Here is a 24,085-nt window from a genome sequence, read left to right on the forward strand (position 1 = left end):
GCCGCTATCCCATCCTTCTGGGCATGGCAGCGCCCTCGGTTGCGTACCAGGTCTTCTGGGAACACGATGCGCGCGCCATCCGTGTTTCGCAGCTCGAGTATCGCGTCAGGCGGCGATCACGCCTGGGCGCCGAGCTCGCTCAGTCCCTTGCGCGCCAGGTCGATCCAGGCGCGTTGCTCGCGCTGGTAATGCTTGGGCGAGGCGGCTGCGTGGCGCAGCACCTGCTCGAAGACGGCCCTGGCGTCTTGCGGGCGCGCGGCGCGCAACAACAGTTGCGCATAACGCACGCGCGCTTCTTCGCCCGGATAGCCTTGCGCAAGCGTTTCGTACTCGTGCAGCGCCTCGTCGATGCTGCCGCTGTCTTCGACTGCGCGCGCGTACAGCAGGTGCCCGTCGTGCGAACGGAAGTTCGGATTGGCCGCGATCAACGCGTCCAGCGTCTTGCGCGTGTCTGCGGCCTGGCCCAGCCCGTACTGGGCCTTGGCCAGGCCCAGCATCAGGTCCGGATCGTCCTGATAGATGCCGCGCAGCGCGCCCTGATACAGCTCGGCGGCACGCGCGTAGTCGCCCTGTTCCAGCAGCGTCTGCGCGAGGCGACGGCGATTCTCGGGGGTGTCGGCCACATCCAGCTGGCGCGATGCATCGCGTTGTTCGCGTTGCGGGTCGATACGCTGACGCACCTTGCGCAAGCCACGGCGCGCCGTTGGGTCGTTGCGCAGGTCCGGGATCACCGCCACGCACACGTAGACCAGGACCGCCAGCAACGAAAACGCCAGCAGGATGAAGATCCAGTACAGCGGGCGGCCGCTGCGCACCACGTGTACGCAGCAGGCGGCCTGCAATACCAGCGACAGCAGAAGTAGCGGGCTCATATCCGAACAGGTCCTTCCATGGTGGGCAATCGTCTTGCTGGCTGGCAATGCTGCGTGCAGCACCATCGCCCCGGCAGACCTCCGATCAGTTGCCTTCGTAGGCGCCGTAGCTGCGCAGGCGCTCGTAACGACGCTGCAGCAGGCCCTCGACCGGCAGCTTTTCCAGCGCTTCCAGCTCGTTGAGCAGCACCGCCTTGAGGCGCTTGCCCATCTGCTCGGGATTGCGGTGCGCACCGCCGGTAGGTTCGCGGATCACCTTGTCGACCAGGCCCAGGCCTTTCAGGCGCTTGGCGGTCAAACCGAGCTGTTCGGCCGCGTCCTTGGCCTTGGCCGCGTCCTTCCACAGGATCGAGGCGCAGCCTTCAGGCGAAATCACCGAATAGGTGCCGTATTCCAGCATCAAGGTGCGGTCGCCCACGCCGATCGCCAGCGCGCCGCCGGAGCCGCCTTCGCCGATCACGGTGCAGATCACCGGGATCTTCAGCTCGGCCATCTCCAGCAGGTTGCGCGCGATCGCTTCGGACTGGCCGCGCTCTTCGGCGCCGATGCCCGGATAGGCGCCCGGGGTGTCGATAAAGGTCAGCAGCGGCAGGCGGAAACGCTCGGCCAGCTTCATCAGCCGCAGCGCCTTGCGGTAGCCCTCCGGGCGCGGCATGCCGAAATTGCGGGCAACCTTGCTCTTGGTGTCGCGGCCCTTCTGGTGGCCAATGATCACCACCGCGCGGCCATCGATACGGCCCAGGCCACCGACGATCGCCTTGTCGTCGGCATAGGCACGGTCGCCGGCCAGTTCCTGGAATTCGTCGCAGATGGTGTTGATGTAGTCCAGCGTATACGGGCGCTGCGGGTGGCGCGCCAGCTGCGAGACCTGCCAGGCCGACAGGTCGCGGAAGATCTGTGCGGTACGCACGCGCAGCTTGTCGCGCAGCGCACGCACCTCGGTGTCCACGTTGACTGCAGGACCGGTGCTGGCCTTGCGCAGTTCCTGGATCTTTGCTTCCAGATCGGCGATGGGTTGCTCGAAGTCGAGGTAGTTAGGATTCATGCAGTGGTGTCGTCAACGTAAGGCGGGGAGTGTAGCTGAAGCGCTGCCTTCGGCCCGTACGGGGCCGTTCGGATGCACGGCAGGGATTCGGGAGTGGGGATTCGGGATTGGCAAAAGCGGCGCTGCTGCGTCCGGGTTGCTGTTGCCAATCCCGAATCCCGAATGCCCAATCCCCGCCCCTCAAGCCCACGGAGGGCTGTACTTGATCTTCAAGGTCCGCACCGCGGGGTCGGCGCGCAGGCTGTCCATCAGCTGCTGGTCGATCCGCACCGAGTGGCTGCCGTTGAGGTCGAGCATGCCGGCCACGCCGCCGGTCGGGGCGCGCAGCAGAAGGTCCAGGCGCAGGGGGGTCTTGCCGGGGCGGTGCTTGGCCAGCAGCGCGTCGATGCGCTTCCAGGCCTGTTTCTCGCGCAGGTCCAGGCGCAGCGACAGGCGCTGCGCGTGGTCGGCGCAAATCTGCTCGTAATCCCAGCATTGGCGGATGCGCAGACTGTAGCCGCCGTTGAATTCGTCCTCGCGCAGGCCGCCCTTGACGATCAGGATGCGGTCGCGGGTGAGCAGATGCCCGAACTCGGCCATCGCATCGGAGAACGCGCTGCATTCGACCCGGCCACGGCCGTCTTCGAGCTGCACGAACACCTGGCTGTCGCCCTTGCGCCGCACGCCGATCACCTGGCCGGCCAGGATCGCGCTGACTTCCGGGCGCCAGGCGCGTTTTTCGCCATCGCCGCCACCGCCACCGCCGCGTTGTTGCGAGGCGAGGATCTTCTCCAGCGCGCCCAGGTCGCAGCCGACCAGCTCGCGCACTTCGTCGCGGTGCGGGTCGAACGGGTGACCGCTGAGATAGAAGCCCAGCGTTTCGCGCTCGCCGGTGAGCAACTGGCCCAGCGGCCATTCCTTGCTTTCGGGCAGGTCCAGACGCAGCGCCGGCGCGCTCGGGTCCGGCCCGCCGAACAGCGAGTTCTGGCCCGAGGCGCGTTCGCGCGCCAACTGCTCGGTGGCCTTGACCACTTCCGGCAGCTGCAGCATCAGCGAGGCGCGGTTCTTGCCCAGCCCGTCCATCGCGCCGGCGTTGATCATCGCTTCCAGCGTGCGCCGGTTGAGCTTTGCGGTGCCCACGCGCGTGCAGAAATCCAGCAACGTGGTGTAGGGGCCGCCGCGCTGGCGTTCTTCGACGATCGCCTCGCAGGCGCCCTGGCCGACGCCCTTGATCGCGCCCAGGCCGTACTGGATGGTGTCCGGGCTGGCGGCCTCGAACATGTAGGCCGACTCGTTGACGCGCGGCGGCTTGACGGTCAGGCCGAGATTGCGCACCTCGTCGAGAAAGCCCACCACCTTGTCGGTGTTGTCCATGTCCGAGGACAGCGTCGCGGCCATGAATTCGGCCGGGTAATGCCGTTTCAGCCAGGCGGTCTGGTAGCTGACCAGCGCGTAGGCGGCGGCGTGCGACTTGTTGAAGCCGTAGCCGGCGAACTTCTCCATCAGGTCGAAGATTTCGTCGGCCTTGGCCGCGCTCACTCCGCCCTTGGCCGCGCCTTCGCGGAAGATCTCGCGGTGCTTGGCCATTTCGGCCGGCACCTTCTTGCCCATCGCACGACGCAACAGGTCGGCGCCGCCCAGCGAATAATCGCCGACGATCTGCGCCATCTGCATCACCTGCTCCTGGTACACCATGATGCCGTAGGTGTCCTTGAGGATGACTTCGGTACGCGGATCCGGGTAGATGATCTCCTGCTGGCCGTGCTTACGCGCGTTGAAGTCCGGGATCAGGTCCATCGGGCCGGGGCGGTACAGCGACACCAGCGCGATCAGGTCTTCGAAACGGTCCGGGCGCGCGTCCTTGAGCAGGCGGCGCATGCCCGAGGATTCGAACTGGAACACCGCGCCGGTATTGCCCGAGGCGAACACGCCCTTGTAGGTGGGGGCATCGTCAAGCGGAATGGCGCTGATGTCGACCGGGTCGATGCCGGCGCGTGCGTGGCGCACGTTGATCGCCTTGACCGCCCAGTCGATGATGGTCAGCGTGCGCAGGCCGAGGAAATCGAACTTGACCAGGCCGACCGCTTCGACGTCGTCCTTGTCGAACTGGGTGACCTGGTTCTTGCCGCGTCCGTCCTGGTCGTGTTCGGCGAACAGCGGGCAGAATTCGGAGAGCGGCTCGGGCGCGATCACCACGCCGCCGGCGTGCTTGCCGGCGTTGCGGGTGAGGTCCTCGAGCTGACGGGCCAGATCCATCAGGTCGCGCACGTCGTCTTCGACCTGATAGCGCTGGATCAGGTCCGGCGAGGCCATCTCCGAGTCCTTGCCTTCGCCCATCGCATCCTTGAGCGTGATGCCCAGGATGTTGGGGATCAGCTTGGCGACGCTGTCCACCAGACCATAGCTGAAGCCGAGCACGCGCCCGGCGTCGCGCACCACCGCCTTGGCCGCCATGGTGCCGTAGGTGATGATCTGGCTGACCCGTTCGCGCCCGTACTTGCGCGCCACGTAGTCGATCACCTCGTCGCGGCGGTCCATGCAGAAGTCGATGTCGAAGTCGGGCATCGACACGCGTTCCGGGTTGAGGAAGCGCTCGAACAGCAGGTTGTACGGCAGCGGATCCAGATCGGTGATCTGCAGCGCCCACGCCACCAGCGAGCCAGCACCGGAACCGCGGCCCGGGCCGATCGGAATGCCCTGGTTCTTGCCCCACTGGATGAAGTCGGCCACGATCAGGAAGTAGCCGGGGAAGCCCATCTTGATGATGGTGTCCAGCTCGAATTCCAGCCGGTCGACATAGTCCTGGCGGGTCTTGCCGGGCGCGATCGGGTTCTTTTCCAGGCGCGCGGCCAGGCCATCGCGCGACTGGCTGCGGATCCAGCTGTCCAGCGTCTCGTCTTCCGGCACCGGGTAGGCGGGCAGGAAGTAGGTGCCCAGGCGCATCTCGATGTTGCAGCGCTGCGCCAGCGCCAGCGTGTTGTCGATCGCGTCGGGCACGTCGGCGAATAGCGCGGCCATTTCGTCGCCGGACTTCAGGTACTGCTGGTCGCTGTACTCGCGCGGGCGTTTGGGATCGTCGAGCACGCGGCCGGAGGAAATGCACACCCGCGCCTCGTGCGCATTGAAGTCGCTGGCGTACAGGAAGCGCACATCGTTGCTGGCCACCACCGGCAGACCGCGCACGCCGGCCGCATGCAGCGCGAACTGGTTGAAGCGTTCCTCGCCCTCGCGCCCGGTGCGGGTCAGTTCCAGGTGCAGGCCGTCGCCGAACACGCGCTGCCAGTCGGCCAGCTGCTGCTCGGCCAGGTCGGCGCGGCCTTCGCCGAACAGGCGCCCGGCCAGGCTGTCGCGCCCGGCCAGGGCGAACAGGTTGGCGTGGCCGCTCTGCAGCCACTCCGGGTGGATCGCCACGCCGCCTTCGGGGCGGTGGCCTTCCATCCAGGCGCGGGTCAGCAGGCGCGACAGGCTCAGGTAGCCTTCGCGGTCGCGGCACAGCAGGGTCATGCGCCAGGGCGTCATGTCCGGGGTGGCGATCATCACGTCGGCGCCGGCGATCGGCTTGATGCCCACGCCTTCGGCGGCCTTGTAGAACTTGACCAGCGCGAACAGGTTGTTGAGGTCGGTGACTGCCAGCGCGGGCATGTCGAGTTCGACCGCGCGGCTCAGCAGGTTGGCCTGCTTGGCCTTTTTCGGGTCAGCCTGATCCGGTTTCTCGGGCACACGGATGGTGGAATCCGCCAGCGAGAACTCGGTGTGGACGTGCAGATGGACGAAGCGGGAAGTGGACATGCGAGACCGGAATAATGCGTGGTCAGGGTAGCGAGCGTGGTCGGGTCGAACAAGGCTTGACAGCGCCGGCGCAGGGCCGCGGCCAGCTGCCACGGGGGCTGGGCGGTGCGGCCGATTCAGGCTTCGGCTAGCTGCGCGCAGCGCGACGGTGGCGATTGCGCGGATCGGCAGGCGTGCGGGGCTGTGGGTGCGGGACGCGACGCTCCGGGCCATGGCCGCAGCGGCGGCATGCACGCCAAGCGATGGAGGACGCCGTTACCGTTCCAGGTTCGCCCGGAGGGCGGTCGGTCAGTCGGCCAGCAGCAGGTCATCGGCCGGGGCCGCGCAGGGCACGTCCCACGGCGACTGCGCCGCCTCGATGCCCAACGCACGCCGCACCGGGGCGAAGCTGCGGCGGTGCTGCGGGCAGGGTCCGTGGCTGCGCAGCGCGGCCAGATGCACCGGCGTGGCATAGCCCTTGTGCTGGTCGAAGCGGTATTCCGGGTGCTGGGCGTGCAGCTCGTGCATCAGGCGGTCGCGGGTGACCTTGGCCACGATCGAGGCGGCCATGATGGCGCGATCGAGCGCATCGCCGCCGATCAAGGCCTCGGCCGGGCAGGGCAGGCCCTTGGGCACCCGGTTGCCGTCGATGCGCGCAAACCCGGCCACATGCGCCACGCCCTCCACCGCACGCCGCATGCCGAGCATGGTCGCTTGGTAGATGTTGATGCGGTCGATCTCCTCGCTGTCGATCAGCACCACCGACCACGCCAGCGCCCGCTCGACGATGCGCGCATACAACTGCTCGCGCCGCTGCGCGCTCAGCTGCTTGGAATCGTCCAGCCCGTTGATGCGCGGCTTGCTCGGGTCGAACACCACGGCAGCCACCGCCACCGGCCCGGCAAGCGGGCCGCGGCCCGCTTCGTCGACACCGGCGATCAGACGCCGGGATTCGGCATTGGGGATTTGGGATTGGCCGAACAAGGGCGACTGGCGCGCCTCGGCTTGAGCGCCGGCAGCGATGATCTTCACGCTTTTGCTCCTGCCGAATCCCCACTCCCCACTCCCGAATCCCGGCCCTCCAGCAGCCCAGCCACCGCATCGGCCGCGCGTGCCGATGCGTCGCGGCGCAGTTCGGCGTGCAGGGCGAGATAGCGCGGTTGCAGGGCGGCGACCTTTTCCGGGTGCTTGAACCAGTCCAGCAGGGCCACGCACAGCCGTTCCGGGGTGCAGTCGTCCTGCATCAGCTCGGGGGCGAGGTCGTCGTTGGCCAGGATGTTGGGCAGCGCGTAGCGGTTGACCTTGAGCAGGCCCAGCGTCCTGACGATGCGGTAGGTGAGCGGGGCGACCTTGTAGCCGACCACCATCGGGCGCTTGACCAGCATCGCCTCCAGCGTGGCGGTGCCCGACGCCAGCAGCACCACGTCGGCGGCCAGCATCGCGGTGCGCGCCTGGCCATCGAGCAGGTGCGAACGCAGCACCGGCAGCGACGACCGCGACAATTGTTCGGCCAGCAGCTGCTTGCAGCCGGGGTTGGCCGCGGGAACCAGCACGTGCAGGTTGGGCAGGTGCTCGGACACCAGCCAGGCGGCCTGGAAGAAGGTATCGCCGAGCTTGCTGATTTCGCCATGCCGGCTGCCGGGCAACACCGCCAGCACCGTGCTGGAGGCGGACAGGCCCAACTTGGCGCGCGCGGCTGCGCGATCGGCCTGGTAGGCGATGTCGTCGGCCATCGGGTGGCCGACAAAGCGCGCATCGATGCCGTGCCTGGCATAGATCGGCGGCTCCATCGGAAACAGGCACAGCACCAGGTCGGCGCTGGCGCCGATCTTTTCCGCACGCTTCTCGCGCCAGGCCCAGACCGACGGGCTGACGTAATGCACGGTACGCACGCCGCGCTGCTTGAGCCAGCGCTCGACCGACAGATTGAAATCGGGTGCGTCGATGCCGATGAACACGTCCGGCTTCCACGCCAGCACCCGCTCGCGGAAGGCGCGGCGCAGCTTCAACAGCCGCGGCAGATGCTGCAGCACTTCGGTCAGCCCCATCACCGCCAGCTCGCTGGCATCGAACCAGGTCTGGCAGCCGGCACCACGCATCGCATCGCCACCGATGCCGACGAATTCAGCGCCCGGATAACGGCGCCGCAGCTGGTCGATCAGGCCCGCACCCAGGATGTCGCCGGAAGCTTCGCCGGCGATCAGCGCGATGCGTGGAGAGCGGAGATTGGGGATTGGGGATTGGGGATTGGCCAGCGCGTCGTGCACGACTTCGCCCGGTGTGGTGTGGACGCCTTGCATCCCCAATCCCGAATCCCGAATCCCGGCCTTCATCGCAACAACGGCCTTTCCGCCGCCTCGATGAACTCGAGCAGCCCGCGCACGTCTTCGCTGCTCTTGGCCTGTTCGGCCAGCTGCAGTTTGGCTTCGGCCAGCGGCAGGCCGGCGACGTACAGCGTGCGGTAGGCGCGCTTGATCGCGGTGATGCGCTCGGCATCGAAGCCGCGACGCTTGAGCCCTTCGCTGTTGATGCCGCGCGGGCGGCCCAGCGATTCGCTGCCGACCATGGTGAACGGCGGCACGTCGCCGTTGGTCAGCGCGCCCATGCCCAGGAAGGCGTGCGCGCCGATCCGGCAGAACTGATGCGCGCCGGCAAAGCCGCTGATGATCACGTAGTCGCCCACGGTGACATGGCCGGCCAGCGTGGTGTTGTTGGAGAACACGCAGTGGTTGCCGACATGGCAGTCGTGCGCCACATGCGTGTAGGCCAGCATCCAGTTGTCGTCGCCGACCACGGTGATGCCGCCACCGCCGCCGGTGCCGCGATTGATGGTGACGAATTCGCGGATCACGTTGCCGTCGCCGATCACCAGTTCGGTGCGCTCTCCAGCGTACTTCTTGTCCTGCGGTTCGCCGCCGATCGCGGCGTGGCCGATGAAGCGGTTGTTGCGGCCGATCCGGGTCGGGCCGTGGATCGAGCAATGCGGCCCCACCTCGGTGCCCGCATCGATCCGCACATCGGCGCCGATCAGCGAAAACGCGCCCACGCGCACATCGCTGGCCAGTTGCGCCGACGGATCGATGACGGCGGTGGGATGAATCAAGGGTGCTTGATCACGCATCGTGTCTCACCTCCAAAAACGGGTTATTCCTTGGCGCCGGCGCACATGACTTCGGCACTGGCCACGACTTCGCCGTTGACCTTGGCCTCGCCGTAATAGCACCCCATGTTGCGGATCAGACGCTTCATCTGCACTTCCAGCATCAGCACGTCGCCCGGCACCACCTGCTTGTTGAAGCGGGCATTGTCGACCTTGACCATGTAGAACAGCTTGGACAGCGCGTCGCGTCCCAGGCCGAGCTGGGTCATCACGCCACCGGCCTGCGCCAATGCCTCGATGATCAGCACGCCGGGCATCACCGGGCGGGTGGGGAAATGGCCCTGAAAAAATGGCTCGTTGATGCTGACGTTCTTCTGCCCGACGATGCGCTTGGCATCCAGGTCGAGCTCGATGACCCTGTCGATCAGCAGGAACGGATAGCGGTGCGGGATCAGCGTCTGGATCTGGTTGACGTCGATCGGCAGCTCGTAAGTGGGGTGACTCATTCTTTCTCCTTGCCCACAGCCAGGATGCGCCTTGCCAGCACATCGAGTTGTTTGAAGCGCGCGGCATTCTTGCGCCACGTGCGATTGTCGGTGAGAGGGGTGCCGGACGAATACTCGCCCGGCTCATGGATGGAATTGCGTACCACCGACTTGCCGGTGATCACCACCTTGTCGCAGATCTCCAGATGCCCGACCACGCCGACATGCCCGCCGAGCAGGCAGTAACGGCCGATCTTGGCGCTGCCGGCGATCCCGGTGCAGCCGGCGATGGCGCTATGTGCGCCGATGTGGCAGTTGTGTGCGATCTGCACCAGGTTATCCACGCGCACGTCCTCTTCCAGCACGGTGTCTTCCAGCGCGCCGCGGTCGATGCAGGTGTTGGCGCCGATCTCGCAGTCGTCGCCGATCACCACGCCGCCCAGTTGCGGGACCTTGATCCAGTGCCCGGCATCCATCGCCAGGCCGAAGCCGTCGGCACCGATCACCGCACCGGGATGGATGCGCACGCGCTTGCCCAGGCGTACCCGGGTGACCAGGGTGACGCGGGCGAGCAGCTCGCTGCCGTCATCGACCACGCAGTCCTCGCCGATGATGCTGCCGGTGCCGATCACGCAGCCATCGCCCACGCGGCTGCGCGCACCGATGCTCACGAATGGGCCGACGTGTGCGTTTGGCGAAACCTGTGCGCTGGGGTCGATCACCGCGGAAGGGTGGATCCCCGGTTCGCGCACCGGCGCCACATCGAACAAGGCCGCGATCTTGGCGAACGCTGTATAGGGATCCTTGGCCACCAGCGCGGTGCCGCGTGCATCCGCCGCATCGTCGGCGCGCAGGACCACCACGGCCGCCTGGCTCTGGCCCAGCTGTGGCCGGTAGCGCGGATTGGACAGAAAGCTCAATTGCCCGGCGCCGGCATGCGCCAGAGTGGCGACGCCACTGACTTCGACGGCGCCATCGCCGACGACGGTCAACCCAAATTGTTCGGCAATCGCACTGGCGGTCAAGCGCATAAGGGTGAACCTCTTGTAAATGTGGGAGCGCCGCTTTAACGGGGAAAAAACACCATTAAACAGTTCCCAACAAAGCCTGCGTATCTAGGGTCCTGTCGCAATCAAGCGGCGAATCCAGGAGCAAGCATATGAAAACCGTTCTTTCCATCCTTGGTGGTCTGGTCATGATGGGCGCGGTCGCGAGTGCATCGGCCCAGACCTTCGATATCGAGCAGGGCAAGGCCACTGGTCAGCAGCAACTGCAGTGTCTCAGCCTGCCTGCCGGCGACATCGCCAGCTGCCTGTCCAACACCGTGTCCACCTGGTTCGACAGCTGGTTCTGACCGGCCGACATCCCACCGGCGATACACGGGCGGCCCGCACACGCGGGCCGCCTTTTTTGTTGCCGTTGGCTGTTAGAACTGGCCGCCGAAGGTGAACTGCAGACGTTCGATCTCGTCGTTGTCTTCCTTCTTCAGCGGGAACGCGTAGCTGATCGAGATGGGGCCGACCGGTGCGCGCCACAACAGCGCCACGCCGGTGGACGCACGCAGCTCGTTGGCCTTGAAGTTGTCCACGCCGTCGTAGACGTTACCGAAGTCGAAGAACGCCGACACGCGGGCCGACGGGCTGTCGAACAGCTTGGGGAAATACATTTCCACCGAACCGACGGTCTTGAACGAACCACCCAGCGGCTGGCCGCGCGTGTAATTGAAGGTCTGTTCCGAACGCGGACCCAGCGTGTTGTCTTCGAAGCCGCGCACCGAGTTGGTACCGCCGGCGTAGAAGTTCTCGTAGAACGGCAAGCCGGTGGCGGTGACGGTGCGAAGCCGGTTGTTACCGTCGCAAGCCTGTTCCGTATAAGCGTTATTGGCAACGACGCCACACACGTCGCGCGAGCTGTCGTTGCCATAGCTGTCGCCGTAGCCCAGCTCGAAGCGGGTGTTCAACACGATCGCCGGGATGATCGGCCAGTAGTTGGAGATCTGGTAGTTGAACTTGTAGTACTCGACCGTGGAGCCGGGCAGGGTGGTCTCCAGGCCGACGCGCTGGTACATGCCGCGGGTCGGCATGAAGAAGTCGTTGCGGGTGTCGCGTGCCCAGCCCAGCTCGGTACGCCAGGCATGGAAGGTACTTGTACCGACCGCATCGATGTAGTCGATGATCGCCTGCGGGGTCTGGCCCTGGAACGTATTGATCTGGTTGCTGTCGATGCCGACCATCGCCGAGACGGTGTCGTTCTCGGTGATCGGCACGCCGAACACCACCTGTGCCGAGCCATTCTTGCTGTTGTACTGCGCGGTGTTGAAGTCCGAGTAGTCCAGCGAGCGCCACGACAGGTTGTAGCCCAGCGACACGCCGTCGTCGGTAAAGAACGGGTTGGTGTAGGAGAACGCGTAGCGCTGCTGGTAGCTGCTGCGCGAGGCTTCCACCGCCACCCGGTTGCCGCCGCCCAGGAAGTTGTTCTGCGACAACTGCACCGAGGTGGTCACACCGAAGCTCTGCGAGTAGCCCAGGCCGAACACGAAGCTGCCGGAGGTGGTTTCCTTGACGTTGTAGACCACGTCGACCTGGTCGTTGCTGCCCGGCACCGCCGGCGTTTCCACGTCCACGCTCTCGAAGTAGCCCAGGCGCTGCAGACGGATCTTGGAACGGTCGATCGCCGCCTGCGAGTACCAGGTGTTTTCGAACTGGCGCATTTCGCGGCGCAACACCTCATCGGAGGTGCGGCTGTTGCCCTTGTACAGGATGCGACGCACGGTCACGCGCGGACCCGGCACCACCTGCAGGTTCACCGCAACGGTGCGGTCCTCGCGGTTCGGGGTCGGCAGCGGGTTGACCTTGGCGAACGCGTAACCAACGTTGCTCAGCGTGTTGGTGATGGCATCGGAGGTGTACTCCAGCAGCGCACGCGAGAAGATGTCGCCGGCCTTGGGGATGACCAGGCGCTCGATGTCGGCCTGCGGCAGCACGGTGTCGCCGGTGACCTTGATCTCGGAAATCTTGTACTGCTCGCCCTCGGTGACGCCGGCGCTGACGAACATGTCGCGCTTGTCGGGGCTGATCGACACCTGGGTGGAGTCGATGCTGAAGTCCACGTAGCCACGGTCCAGGTACCAGGAGTTGAGCTTCTCCAGATCGCCGGACATCTTCTCCTTGGAGTACTGGTCGTCGCGGCGGTACCACGAGGCCCAGTTGTGCTCCTTGGATTCCCAGTTCTCCAGGATGTCCTCGTTGGCGAACTTCTCGGTGCCGATCAGGTTGACGTGGCGGATCTTGGCCGCCTTGCCTTCCTTGATCGCGATCGCCACGTCCACGCGGTTACGGTCCAGCGGGCTCACCGTCGGGGTGATCTCGACGTTGTACTTGCCGCGGTTGTTGTACTGGCGGGTCAGTTCCTGAGTCACGCGGTCCAGGCTCAGGCGATCGAAGGTGCCGCCTTCGGTCAGGCCGATGTCGCCCAGGCCCTTGAGCAGCTCCTCGGACTTGATGTCCTTGTTGCCGGTCACGGTGAGCTTGTTGATCGCCGGACGCTCCTTCACGGTGATCACCAGGATGTTGCCCTGGCGATCCAGCTGCACGTCCTCGAAGAAGCCGGTGCGGTACAGCGCGCGGATCGAGTCGGCGACCTTGGCATCGTCCACGGTGTCGCCGCGGTTCACCGGCAGATAGGTGAACACGGTGCCGGAGGCGATGCGCTGCAGGCCGTCGACGCGGATGTCGCTGGCAACGAACGGCTCTGCGGCCAGGGCAACGACTGGCAGGCTGAGGCCGGCGGCAAGAGCGAGGGCAAGCAGGCGGCGAGTGGGAAGACGCGTCATGTCACATCCGGTTGGAGTCGATTTCGGGTGTTGCTGGATGCCGACGTATGACGACGACAACAGGCGGAAAGAGTGGAGCAGCTTCATCGTGGAACCAGGCCGAGGATGTCGTTGTAGAACGCCAGTCCCATCAGCCCGGCCAGGACCGCCAGGCCGACATATTGCCCGGCAATCATGGCCCGTTCGCTGATCGGGCTGCCCTTGACTAACTCGATAAGGTAATACAGCAGATGCCCACCGTCCAAGATCGGGATCGGCATCAGGTTGATGATCGCCAGGCTGAGCGACAGCAATCCGAGGAAATACAGGAACCAGTCGAGCCCGCGTTCGGCCGAGGCGTTGGCCGCGCGCGCGATCGTGACTGGCCCGGAGATATTCTTGACCGAGGCCTGGCCGGTCAGCATGCGCTTCATCATGCCCAGCGAATCGGCGGTCATCCGGCCGGTTTCACGGATCGCCGCCGGCACCGCGGCGAACACGCCGTACTGCTGGCGGCTGTCGTAGGCCGGCGCCTGCGCTGCCGCAAATCCCACGCCCAGCAGCCACTGGCCCTGCGGCGACCGGCGCGGGGCGATTTCCAGCGCCAGCCGGTCTTCGCCGCGCGCGACCTCGATCATGCCGGTACCGCCCTGCGCGCCCAGTGCCTGCAGCTGGGCGGGAATCTCGTCGGCCGAGCGGATCGGCTGGCCGTCGATGGCGACAATGCGGTCGCCCGGCTGCAGCAGCCCCTGCGCCGCGGAGCCGGCGACCACCTGGCCCACCACCGGCGGCTGCAGCATGAACTGCCAGCCGATGCCGGCCAGCGAGGCCACGCGGCGCTCGTCAAAGCCGGCCGGCAGCCGCGACAGCCGTAGCGTGTGCTCGCGGTTGCCGGCGCCGTCGGTGGCTGTCAGCACGCGGATATCGCGCTTGTCCATGGCCGCGGTGGTGAGCTGCATGCTGGCATCGCTCCAGCTGCTGACATCGCGCCCATCGATGCGCACGATGCGCTCGCCCGGGGTCAGGCCGGCTTCGGCGGCCAGGCCATCGGCACGGCCGACGGTGGCCGAGTAATCCTGTTTGCCGACCACGAACATCGCCCACAACATCGCCATGCACAGCAGCAGGTTGGCGATCGGGCCGGCGGCCACGATGGCGATGCGCTGCCACACCGTCTTGCGGTTGAAGGCCTGGTCCTGCTCGGCCGGATGCACGTCGCCTTCGCGCTCGTCGAGCATCCTGACGTAGCCGCCCAGCGGGATGGCCGCCACCACGAACTCGGTGCCGTGCCGGTCGCGCCGCATCCACAACGGTTTGCCGAAGCCCACCGAAAAGCGCAGTACCTTGACGCCGCAGCGGCGCGCGACCCAGAAGTGGCCGAATTCGTGGAAGGTCACCAACACGCCCAGGCTGACGATCATCCACCAGACCGAACCGATGAAATCACCCATGGATGCAACTCGTCTGCGTAAATCGATCAGGCATGAAGGCTGTGATGGGCGAGGGCGCGTTCGGTGATCTGCCGCGCTTGCGCATCGGCAGAAAGCAGGGTGTCGAGGGAGTCGGCATTGTGCCGTGGGAGCGTTGTCAGTGTGTGTTCGACCAACGCGGGAATCGCTAGGAAACCCACCTGGCCCTGAAGAAACGCTGAAACAGCCACTTCATTGGCCGCGTTCAGGATCGCAGGGGCGGTTCCACCGGCCTCCAGCGCCTCCCAGGCCAGGCGCAGACATGGGAATGCGGCGGTGTCCGGCGCCTCGAAATCCAGCCGCCCCTGGGTCAGCAGGTCCAGCCCGGCAACCCCGGACTCGACCCGCTCCGGCCACGCCAGGCCAACCGCCAGCGTGGTGCGCATGTCCGGCAGGCCGAGCTGGGCCAGGGTGGAGCCGTCGACGAATTCCACCAGCGAGTGCACCAGGCTCTGCGGATGTACCAGCACATCGATCTGCGCGCCGGGCAGGCCGAACAGGTGATGGGCTTCGATCACTTCCAGGCCCTTGTTCATCAGCGTCGCCGAATCCACCGAGATCTTAGGCCCCATCGACCATTTGGGATGGGCGACCGCCTGCGCGGGCGTGACGGCGCCCAGCGCGGCGCGGTCCCAGCCGCGGAACGGCCCGCCGGACGCGGTCAGGATCACCCGGCGCACGCCGCGACTGGCGTCGCAGGAACGCAGGCACTGGAAGATCGCGCTGTGTTCGCTGTCGATCGGGATGATCTCGGCGCCGGCCGCCGCCGCGGTACGGGTCAGCAGCTCGCCGGCCAGTACCAGCGATTCCTTGTTGGCCAGCAGCAGGCGCTTGCCGGCGCGGGCCGCGGCCAGCGTGGAGGGCAGGCCGGCCGCTCCCACGATCGCCGCGACCACGGTGTCGCAGGCATCGCTGGCGGCCAGCGCGTCCAGGGCGTCGGAGCCGGCGTGCGCCTGGGTGGCCAATCCGGCCGCGCGCAGACCGTCGCGCAGTGCCGGATACAGGGATGGGTCGGCGATCACCGCATGCGCAGGGCGATGGGTGACGCAGAGCGCCAGCAGCTCGTCGACCTTGCTGCCGGCCGACAGCACGCTGGCGCGCAGCCGCTGCGGATGACGGGCGATCACATCCAGTGCCGACGCACCGATCGAGCCGGTGGCGCCGAACACGGCGACCTGACGGAGAGGAGAGCCAGCCATGCCTAGAATCCGAGAATTTCCTTGCCGAGTGCGAACACCGGCAGGGCGGCGAGCACGCCGTCGATACGATCCAGCACGCCGCCATGGCCCGGAATCACCGCACCTGAGTCCTTGGCGCCGGCATGGCGCTTGAGCAGGCTCTCGAACAGATCGCCCAGCACCGAGGCCAGCACCGCCACCGCCGAGACCAGCACCAGCTGCGGCACATGCGCCAGGGTCAGCCCGGCCAGCCAGCCGAATGCGCAGGCGACCACGATGCCGGCGACCATGCCGCCGAGCAGGCCTTCAATAGTCTTGTTGGGGCTGACCCGCGGCGCCAGCTTGTGCTTGCCGAACGCGCGGCCGGCGAAATAGGCGCCCGAATCGGCCGCCCACACCATGGTCAGCGCGGTCAGCAGCCACAGGTTGCCCTTGTCCGGGTTGGCATGCAGCAGCACCAGCGCGGCCCAGGCCGGCAGGACCGCCAACGTGCCGGCGGCGAGCTTGAGCGCGCGCGCCTGACCGTTGCCGTGATCGGCACCGAAGGTGAAAAAGCGCAGCCACAACAACGCCAGGAGCCACCAGACCACCCCCACCAGGGCGGCGATCTGGAACAGCACCATGGAGCCGGCCGAGGCCCACACCATCAGCACCATCAGCAGCAGATTGAGCATCAGCAGCACGGTACGCGGCAGGCTGTCGTCGATGCCGGAGAGCTTGAGCCACTCCCACAGGCCGGTCAGGAACAGGATCGCCGCCAGCGCCGCCAGCCATTGCGTGGGCAGCAGCACAATCGCGCAGATGGCGAGCGGCGCCATGATCAGCGCGGCAATCACGCGGGTCTTGGTCATGCGGAGGAACTCTCCGTCGCCTTGTCGGCGATCTGGGCGCTGGTCAGGCCGAAGCGACGTTCGCGCCCGGCATAGTCATCCAGTGCCTGCTGCAGCACGCCGGCATCGAACTCCGGCCACAGGGTTTCGGTGAACCACAGTTCGGTATAAGCCAGCTGCCACAGCAGGAAATTGCTGATGCGGGTGTCGCCGCCGGTGCGGATGAACAGGTCCGGCGCCGGCAGATCGGCCAGCGCGACGCGGCTGGCCAGCAGCGCTTCGTCGATCTGCTGCGGCTGCAGGCGGCCGGCGGCCACTTCTTCGGCCAATGCCCGCGCGGCCAGCGCAATGTCCTGGCGGCCGCCATAGCTGGCGGCGATGCTCAGCACCAGCCGCGCATTGGCGGCAGTGACGCGCTCGGCGGCGGCCATGCGCTCGCGCAGCGGCGCTGCAAAGCGGCTGCGATCGCCGATGAAGCGCACCTGCACGCCGCGCCGCTGCAGTTCGTCGACTTCGCGATCGAGCGCATGCAGGAACAGCTTCATCAGCGCATCGACTTCCTCCTGCGGGCGGCCCCAGTTTTCACTGGAGAACGCGAACAGGGTGAGCGCCGAGACGCCTTTTTCCAGGCAGAAATCGATGGTGCGATTGACCGCGCGCGCGCCGGCGCGATGACCGATCATGCGCGGACGCCGCCGACGCTGCGCCCAACGCCCGTTGCCATCCATGATGATGGCAATGTGGCGCGGCACGGCGGCAGCGGAAGGTGCTGGATGCATGGCAGGCGATGCCACGATCAGACCGTCATCAGTTCCTGTTCCTTGGCCTTGACGACCTCATCCACATCCTTGATGGCCTTGTCGGTGAGCTTCTGGATGTCGTCTTCGGCGCTGCGCGCTTCGTCTTCGGTGACTGCCTTGTCCTTGAGCAGATCCTTGACCTGCTGGTTGGCATCGCGACGGATGTTGCGGATGGCCACCTTGCTGTCTTCGCCCTCGCCATGCACGGCCTTGCTGAGCTCCTTGCGGCGCTCCTCGGTCAGCGGCGGCAGGTTCAGACGGATCACGGTGCCGACCACGGTCGGGGTCAGGCCCAGATCCGAGGCGTAGATCGCCTTTTCCACGTCCTTGATCATGCCCTTGTCGAACAGGCTGATGACCAGCGAGCGGCCTTCGGAGACGCTGATGCTGGCGACCTGGTTGAGGGGGGTGTCGGTGCCGTAGGCCTTGACCTTGATGCCGTCCAGCAGCGCCGGAGAGGCGCGGCCGGTGCGCACGGTGGTCAGGGAATGGCGCAGAGCATCGATGCTCTTGGTCATGCGCGTCTGCGCGTCTTGTTTGATCTGGTTGAGCATCGCCGGAATCCGTGTGGAGCTGAATCCGGAGATTATAGCCGGGACTGGGGTTTCACGACTCGCGGGTCGTCAGGACCCGCGCAGCCGGTTCACTTGCCGGCGCCGCTTCCGCTGGAGCCGCTTCACCGGCAGGCATCAACGCAGGCGTCAGCACTGCGCTTTAACGAATCCCCAATCCCGATTCCCGATTCCCGGCCTCAGCTCCGACCCTGCACCAACGTGCCGATCTGCTCGCCATGCAGGATGCGCAGCAGCACCCCGGGCTCGCTCATGCCGAAGATACGCAGCGGCAGGTCGCTGTCGCGCGCCAGGGCGAAGGCGGCGGTGTCCATCACTTCCAGGCCCTGCAGGATGACCTGGTCGTAGGTCAGGCTGTCGTAACGCACCGCATCGGGGTGCTTTTTGGGATCCTTGTCGTACACGCCGTCGACCTTGGTTGCCTTGAGCAGCAGGTCGGCACCGATCTCGATCGCGCGCAGCGCCGCGCCCGAGTCGGTGGTGAAGAACGGGTTGCCGGTGCCGGCGGCGAAGATCGCGATGCGGCCCTTTTCCAGATGGCGGATCGCACGGCGGCGGATGAAGTCCTCGCAGACATCGTTGATCTTGATCGCGCTCATCACGCGCACCTTGGCGCCGAGCTTTTCCAGCGCGTCCTGCATCGCCAGCGCGTTGATCACGGTGGCCAGCATGCCCATGTGGTCGCCGGTGACGCGGTCCATGCCGCTGGCGGCTAGGCCGGCGCCGCGGAAGATGTTGCCGCCGCCGATCACCAGCGCGACCTGTGCACCGGCCTGCTGGGCTTCGATCACTTCATGGGCGAGGCGGTTGATGACCTTGGGATCGATGCCGTAATCCCCGTCTCCCATCAGCGCCTCCCCGGAAAGTTTGAGAAGAATGCGGCGATAGGGAAGTTCAGACATGGGGAGACCTCGGTATGGGGGATCGGCAAACGCCGGCAAGTCTAGCGGAAGCCTGTCACCGGGCGTGGTAAAAATTCGGTAGTTGGCGATGCGTGACGCGTTGCTCAGTGCGCACGCGGGGGCTGCGGCGTCGGCATGTCGGTCGCATCGTAGGCGGTGACGCGGTTGCGGCCGCGATGTTTGGAGCGATACAGCGTGCTGTCGGCTGCCTGCAGCAGATGCTCGATGCTCTCGAACTGCCGGTCGCCACCGCCGTGGGTGGCCAGTCCCGCCGAGAAGGTGATGTGCAACGGGCCGCCCTGCAGTTGCGCCATCGGCGTGCGTGCGGTCTCGGCCAGGATGCGCTCGACCACCGTCAACGCCGCGTCGGCCGCGGTATTGGGCAGTAGCACCAGGAATTCCTCGCCGCCATAGCGGGCCACCAGGTCGCTGGTGCGCACCATGCGCTGCAGCGTCTGCGCGAAGTTGCGCAGCACCTCGTCGCCGATCAGATGGCCATGCGCATCGTTGACGCGCTTGAAGTCGTCCAGGTCGATGAAGGCGATCGACAGCGGCCAGTTCTGGCGCGATGCCAGCTCGAACTCGTGCGCGAGCGCGGTGCCGAGCTGGTGGCGATTGAACACGCCGGTCAATGCATCGCGGCTGGCCTGTTCGGCCAGATGGCGCATGCGGTTTTCCGATTCGTCGGCATGCCGGCGCGCTTCGGCGACATCCTGCAACTCGCGCAGGCTGCGCAGCATCGCCAGCTCGCGCGCCTGTTCGAAGATCATCTGGATGTGCTCGGGTTGCGGCACGCGGATGTCGAACAGGGCTTCCAGTTCCGGCAGCGATTCGGCGATGCGTTCGATCACCTTTTCGAAGCGTTCGGCATCCAGTTCCAGCACGTCCTGCGCCTGGCGCTGCGCGTGTTCGGTGGCGGCCGCGGCGCTGGCCGACAGCCAGATGTCTGCCAGGCGTCCGGACAGCGCGACGCAAGCCATGAACGGCTCCAGGCTGGCGGGCTCTTCCTCGCTCTGCGCGATGGCGTTCTGCAGGTACGGCGGCAACTGCCATTGATGCGCGAGCCAGGCGCCGACTTCGGCATGGGTGGCGCCCAGATGCGCGCGTTCGGCATCGAGCAGGGCGGCGTTGTCGGGCGCCTGCTCCAGCAGCGGCGCATACAGTTCGGGCGCGCCCTGCAGCAGGGCGAGCTTGCCGATGTCCTGCAACAGGCCGGCCAGCATGAGTTCTTCGGGTTTGCGGATGCCGTAGGCCTGGCCGAGGATGCGGCTGGCCAGCGCACACAGGCCGGCGCGGCGCCAGATGCGCTCATGCAGCGGATGCGCGGTGAAGGTGCTGCGTACGCCGTGCACCATCGAAAACCCCAGCGCCAGGCTCAGGGTCGCGTTGAGGCCGAGCATGGTCAGCGCCTGGCCGAGGTTGTCGATGCGGCGGCGGCTGGCGTACAGCGGCGAATTGGCAACGCGCAGCATGCGCGCGCTCAGGGCCATGTCCATGCCGATGAGGTTGGCCGTGGTGGTCATGTCCACATCGGGGTCCTGCGCCAGCTCGATGACGCGCAGCGCAACGCCTGGGGGCGAGGGCAGGTTGCGGCAGTAGTGCAGGGCGGCCTGTAGATCTGGTTGCATGGGTCATCGCCGACGGTGGGCGCAAGCATACCGCTGCGCTCGTTAATGGGGCACGCCAAGCTCTGTCGCCGCCGCGCTGCAGCGCGTGCGTGATGGACGCTGAAAAGCCTGGTCGGCATCCAGTTGTAGCGGCAACCATAACGACATCTGTAGAGTTGAGGCCGGTTGCGTGCCCGGCGGATGCGTTCGCTTCAGCTTCGTGCGTCGATGGGCTTGCGCCACAGCGGCTGGCCCAAAAAAAAAGCCGCGGCAAGCCGCGGCTTTCTCTACGCAGTGGCGAGGATCAGGCCAGACCGGCCTGCTTCATCACTTCGGCGGCGTAGTCTTCCACCACCTTCTCGATGCCTTCGCCAACGGCCAGGCGCTGGAAGCCGACCACCTCGGCACCGGCAGCCTTGACGGCCTGCTCGACGGTCTGGTCGGTGTTCAGCACGTACGGCTGGCCGTACAGGGTCACTTCGTTGACGATCTTGCTGATCTTGCCGCTGATGATCTTTTCCAGGATCTCGGCCGGCTTGGCCTTGTCCTTTTCGGACATCTTGGCCAGTTCGATTTCCTTTTCCTTGGCGACGAACTCGGCCGGGACATCGGAGGCCTTGACGTGCGGCGGGTTCATCGCGGCGATGTGCATGGCGATGCCGCGTGCCAGCTCGATGTCGCCACCCTTCAACTCGACCAGCACGCCGATGCGGCCGCCGTGCACGTAGGCTGCAACGTTGTTGGCGCTGTCGATGCGGACCAGACGACGCACCTGCAGGTTCTCGCCGACCTTGGCGATGACCGCGGCGCGACGCTCTTCGATGGTCTCGCCGCTGTCGAGCTTGACGCTCTTGAGTGCTTCGGCATCGGCTGCATCCGAGTTCAGCGCGGCGGTGGCCACGGTCTCGGTGAAGGCCAGGAAGTTCTCGTCCTTGGCGACGAAGTCGGTCTCGGAGTTGACTTCGACCAGCACGGCCTTGCCGCCGGCCTGTGCAGTGGCGATGCGGCCTTCGGCGGCAACGCGGTCAGCCTTCTTGTCGGCCTTGGCCAGACCCGACTTGCGCAGCCATTCGGCAGCGGCGTCGATGTCGCCTGCGTTTTCGACGAGTGCCTTCTTGCACTCCATCATGCCGGCGCCGGTGCGCTCGCGCAGTTCCTTGACCAGGGAAGCAGTGATTTCCATGGAATTACCTCATATGGACGAATGCGTGCGGCGGAGTGTTCCGCCAGTAGGAGACGGCGCAGCCAGGCCGGCCGCCCCCGTAGAAATGTTCAGTGGCCTCGGCGACGGGCCGCGCTGGACCCGTCGGGGCTACGGCCGCACAGCATGGTGCGGCCGCATTGCAGGCCGATTACTCGGCAGCCGGAGCGGCAGCGTCGGCCGGTGCGTCAGCCTTCTTGTCGCCCTTCTTGGCCGGAGCGCGACGGCCCTTGCCTTCGTCGGCGGACTCGGCCGAGAACTCTTCTTCGCGGACCGAAGCGGAGTTTGGCGCAGCAGCCTTGCCTTCCAGCACGGCGTCGGCGGCGGCACGTGCATACAGCTGCACGGCACGGATGGCGTCGTCGTTACCCGGGATGGCGTAGTCGACCAGGGCCGGGTCGTAGTTGGTGTCGACCACCGCGATCACCGGAATGCCGAGCTTCTTGGCTTCCTTGATGGCGATGTCTTCATGGCCAATGTCGATCACGAAGATCGCGTCGGGCAGACGGTTCATTTCCTTGATGCCGCCCAGCGAGGCGTCCAGCTTCTCGCGCTCGCGACGCAGGCCCAGCACTTCGTGCTTGACCAGCTTGTCGAAGGTGCCGTCGGTCTCGGCCGACTCCAGTTCCTTCAGGCGGGCAACCGACTGCTTGACGGTACGGAAGTTGGTCAGCGTGCCGCCCAGCCAGCGCTGGGTCATGAACGGCATGCCGCAACGCTCGGCTTCTTCCTTGATGGACTCGCGCGCGCTGCGCTTGGTGCCCAGGAACAGCACGGTGCCGCGCTTCTGCGCGATCGAGGAGAGGAAGTTCATCGCGTCATTGAAGAGCGGAACGGTCTTCTCGAGGTTGATGATGTGGATCTTGCCGCGCGCGCCGAAGATGTACGGCGCCATCTTGGGGTTCCAGTAGCGGGTCTGGTGACCGAAATGGACGCCGGCTTCCAGCATCTGACGCATGGTGACTTGGGGCATTGAAGTAACTCCTGATAGCGGAATCTACGTGCGCGGACTGGACTTTGAAGAGTCCGCACATGGATGTGCGGGCCCTTGCGAAAGGATGCGCACAAACGATTCCGGGGTTGGGCTTCCCTGTCGCCTCCGTGACGAACCCCTTGCGGGGCACCCCGGCACGGATGGTGGCAGCAGGTGTGAATTCGTCGATGACGTCCGACGTGAACGACGCAATGCGCAAGAGACGCAAAACAGCCGGAGGAGTATAGCCGGCTGAGCGGGCGCGCGCAATTGGCGAATCGGGATTGGGGATTCGGGAATCGGGAATCGGGAATCGGGCAAGTTTAGCTCCGTGAGCGTCCACAAGCCCACGAAGGGTCAGCTACCGCGATGCGCTGTACCGACTCCCGATTCCCGATTCCCTACTCACGGCTCCAGCGCTAACGTGGTCTCGATATCGCTATTAATACGTGCCACGAAGCGGCCACTGCCGGCGGGCAGGTTGGCTGGCAGTGGCCATTGGCGGGTCTGGCCGGGAAGCACGTAGCCGGCCAGATCATCGCGGATGCTGCGGCGGGTGCCGCCGGCATCGATGTAGGCCAGGTCGGCCAGCCTGGCATGGCTGAGCCCGGCATTGTGGACCTTCAGTGCGCGGCCGCTGCCCTGGCCCGACACGCTCGCCTGCAGTGCTGGGTGTGGGTCGCCGGGCTGACTGGGCAGGGCGAACACCGGCGTGGAATAGCGCAGCAATTCGGTGTCGCCACCGGCGGCATGCTGGGTCACCACCAACCGGTAGCTGTCTTCGGTCTGCACCGGGCTGGGGCCCAGGCGGATCACCCGCAGCAGTTGCCGGCCTTGCGGAGCAATTTCGAAATGCGCCGGGCTGACGGTGGCGGCGGTGGCCGGTTCGAGCAACTCGCGGTCGCCGTCCTGGCGCCAGCGGTAGAGCTTGGCTTCCGCGCGCCACGGCAGTGCCGCCTGGTTGTAGAGCCAGACGGTGGCCTGGTCGCTGTCGGCGGGAATGCGTGCGGTGGTCGGGGCGATGGCGATCTCGGCGGCAACGGCGCTGCCACCGATGGCCAGGCCGGCCAACGCCAGCGCCAGCAGGCCGCAACAGGAGCGAGACGCGGCCATGGTCAGAACGCGATCGTGGTGATGGGCGCGCTGCCGGCAGGCGCTGGCCCGGCAAGTGCGCTGGCGTCCTGCCCGGTGCTGGTGACGGCGGGGGTATCGGCGCCGCTGGCTGGCGGCGCGATCGCCATCGGCGTGCCTCGGGAACAGCTGGCACGTGGCGGCGCAGTGCGCAGCTCGCAGCCGCTGAGCAGGCGCAGGCCGATGTGCAAAGTGAAGTTTTCCGGGCCGCGAGCGGTGGCCGCATTCGCCGCGGTAGAGCTCGCGGTGCAGACGAGGGCGACCAGCGTCAGGCGCTTCAACAGAGTGACCAGCGTCATGAAGGCAATCGTTTGCATTGGAGACGTAACAAATAGCGACGCCCCCGATGTGAACTTTATTAA

The 24,085-nt window shown here is 66.3% G+C and carries 21 protein-coding genes; 1 reads left to right on the top strand and 20 read right to left on the bottom strand.

Going from position 1 to position 24,085, the window contains the following annotated elements; genetic code table 11:
- Positions 1-116: 116 nt before the first annotated feature.
- From AC1PLA_RS07350 to lpxD, 8 genes are all read right to left on the bottom strand, one after another.
- A complete protein-coding gene (locus tag AC1PLA_RS07350) occupies positions 117-872 on the bottom strand; it encodes a tetratricopeptide repeat protein (RefSeq protein WP_046342159.1) in 756 nt (251 codons plus the stop codon).
- An 85-nt stretch (positions 873-957) separates the two neighbouring features.
- Complete coding sequence (locus tag AC1PLA_RS07355; protein ID WP_016902405.1) at positions 958-1,917, bottom strand: acetyl-CoA carboxylase carboxyltransferase subunit alpha; 960 nt, start codon at positions 1,915-1,917, stop codon at positions 958-960.
- A gap of 180 nt (positions 1,918-2,097) precedes the next feature.
- Positions 2,098-5,685 (bottom strand): DNA polymerase III subunit alpha, encoded by a 3,588-nt coding sequence (gene dnaE, locus AC1PLA_RS07360; protein ID WP_102596364.1) that lies wholly within the window; start codon positions 5,683-5,685, stop codon positions 2,098-2,100.
- Positions 5,686-5,973: 288 nt separating this feature from the next.
- A complete protein-coding gene (locus AC1PLA_RS07365) occupies positions 5,974-6,696 on the bottom strand; it encodes a ribonuclease HII (protein WP_326519826.1) in 723 nt (240 codons plus the stop codon).
- Entirely contained in the window at positions 6,693-7,964 is a 1,272-nt protein-coding gene (gene lpxB / locus AC1PLA_RS07370; RefSeq protein WP_481105881.1) for a lipid-A-disaccharide synthase, read from the bottom strand. The genes AC1PLA_RS07365 and lpxB overlap by 4 nt, the downstream gene beginning before the upstream one ends.
- A gap of 29 nt (positions 7,965-7,993) precedes the next feature.
- On the bottom strand, positions 7,994-8,785 hold the full coding sequence (gene lpxA / locus AC1PLA_RS07375; protein WP_481105882.1) for an acyl-ACP--UDP-N-acetylglucosamine O-acyltransferase: 792 nt from the start codon (positions 8,783-8,785) through the stop codon (positions 7,994-7,996).
- Between the two features lie 23 nt (positions 8,786-8,808).
- A complete protein-coding gene (gene fabZ, locus AC1PLA_RS07380) occupies positions 8,809-9,270 on the bottom strand; it encodes a 3-hydroxyacyl-ACP dehydratase FabZ (protein WP_016902400.1) in 462 nt (153 codons plus the stop codon).
- A complete protein-coding gene (lpxD, locus tag AC1PLA_RS07385; protein ID WP_024940380.1) occupies positions 9,267-10,280 on the bottom strand; it encodes a UDP-3-O-(3-hydroxymyristoyl)glucosamine N-acyltransferase in 1,014 nt (337 codons plus the stop codon). Before lpxD ends, fabZ begins: the two co-directional genes overlap by 4 nt.
- A gap of 128 nt (positions 10,281-10,408) precedes the next feature.
- Here lpxD and AC1PLA_RS07390 point away from each other — a divergent pair, with 128 nt between their 5' ends.
- Entirely contained in the window at positions 10,409-10,603 is a 195-nt protein-coding gene (locus tag AC1PLA_RS07390) for a hypothetical protein (RefSeq protein WP_039511580.1), read from the top strand.
- Between the two features lie 72 nt (positions 10,604-10,675).
- Here AC1PLA_RS07390 and bamA read toward each other — a convergent pair whose 3' ends face one another.
- The 12 genes from bamA to AC1PLA_RS07450 all read right to left on the bottom strand — a co-directional run bounded on the left by bamA (position 10,676) and on the right by AC1PLA_RS07450 (position 24,040).
- Positions 10,676-13,081 (bottom strand): outer membrane protein assembly factor BamA, encoded by a 2,406-nt coding sequence (bamA, locus tag AC1PLA_RS07395; protein WP_180969299.1) that lies wholly within the window; start codon positions 13,079-13,081, stop codon positions 10,676-10,678.
- A gap of 83 nt (positions 13,082-13,164) precedes the next feature.
- Positions 13,165-14,511 (bottom strand): RIP metalloprotease RseP, encoded by a 1,347-nt coding sequence (gene rseP, locus AC1PLA_RS07400; protein ID WP_481105883.1) that lies wholly within the window; start codon positions 14,509-14,511, stop codon positions 13,165-13,167.
- A gap of 26 nt (positions 14,512-14,537) precedes the next feature.
- Positions 14,538-15,728 carry a 1-deoxy-D-xylulose-5-phosphate reductoisomerase gene (locus AC1PLA_RS07405; RefSeq protein ID WP_047128444.1) on the bottom strand — a complete coding sequence of 397 codons (1,191 nt, stop codon included), beginning with the start codon at positions 15,726-15,728 and terminating at the stop codon, positions 14,538-14,540.
- Positions 15,729-15,730: 2 nt separating this feature from the next.
- Positions 15,731-16,558 (bottom strand): phosphatidate cytidylyltransferase, encoded by an 828-nt coding sequence (locus AC1PLA_RS07410; protein ID WP_016902394.1) that lies wholly within the window; start codon positions 16,556-16,558, stop codon positions 15,731-15,733.
- Entirely contained in the window at positions 16,555-17,316 is a 762-nt protein-coding gene (gene uppS / locus AC1PLA_RS07415) for a polyprenyl diphosphate synthase (RefSeq protein WP_065050119.1), read from the bottom strand. Before uppS ends, AC1PLA_RS07410 begins: the two co-directional genes overlap by 4 nt.
- Positions 17,317-17,333: 17 nt before the next feature.
- A complete protein-coding gene (frr, locus tag AC1PLA_RS07420) occupies positions 17,334-17,891 on the bottom strand; it encodes a ribosome recycling factor (protein WP_016902392.1) in 558 nt (185 codons plus the stop codon).
- A 197-nt stretch (positions 17,892-18,088) separates the two neighbouring features.
- Complete coding sequence (gene pyrH, locus AC1PLA_RS07425) at positions 18,089-18,811, bottom strand: UMP kinase (RefSeq protein WP_039520304.1); 723 nt, start codon at positions 18,809-18,811, stop codon at positions 18,089-18,091.
- Positions 18,812-18,915: 104 nt separating this feature from the next.
- On the bottom strand, positions 18,916-20,439 hold the full coding sequence (locus AC1PLA_RS07430; protein ID WP_481105884.1) for a sensor domain-containing diguanylate cyclase: 1,524 nt from the start codon (positions 20,437-20,439) through the stop codon (positions 18,916-18,918).
- 283 nt (positions 20,440-20,722) lie between these two features.
- The gene (gene tsf / locus AC1PLA_RS07435; protein ID WP_016902389.1) at positions 20,723-21,601 is read right to left on the bottom strand and encodes a translation elongation factor Ts; all 879 of its coding nucleotides are present in this window, start codon (positions 21,599-21,601) and stop codon (positions 20,723-20,725) included.
- Between the two features lie 169 nt (positions 21,602-21,770).
- A complete protein-coding gene (gene rpsB / locus AC1PLA_RS07440) occupies positions 21,771-22,592 on the bottom strand; it encodes a 30S ribosomal protein S2 (RefSeq protein WP_026064294.1) in 822 nt (273 codons plus the stop codon).
- 405 nt (positions 22,593-22,997) lie between these two features.
- Entirely contained in the window at positions 22,998-23,705 is a 708-nt protein-coding gene (locus AC1PLA_RS07445; protein ID WP_481105885.1) for a fimbrial biogenesis chaperone, read from the bottom strand.
- Between the two features lie 2 nt (positions 23,706-23,707).
- Positions 23,708-24,040: a hypothetical protein gene (locus tag AC1PLA_RS07450; RefSeq protein ID WP_349793811.1), complete on the bottom strand. Its 333-nt coding sequence runs from the start codon at positions 24,038-24,040 to the stop codon at positions 23,708-23,710.
- Positions 24,041-24,085: the final 45 nt, after the last annotated feature.

It is taken from the genome of Xanthomonas sp. NCPPB 1826 (genome assembly GCF_056725285.1).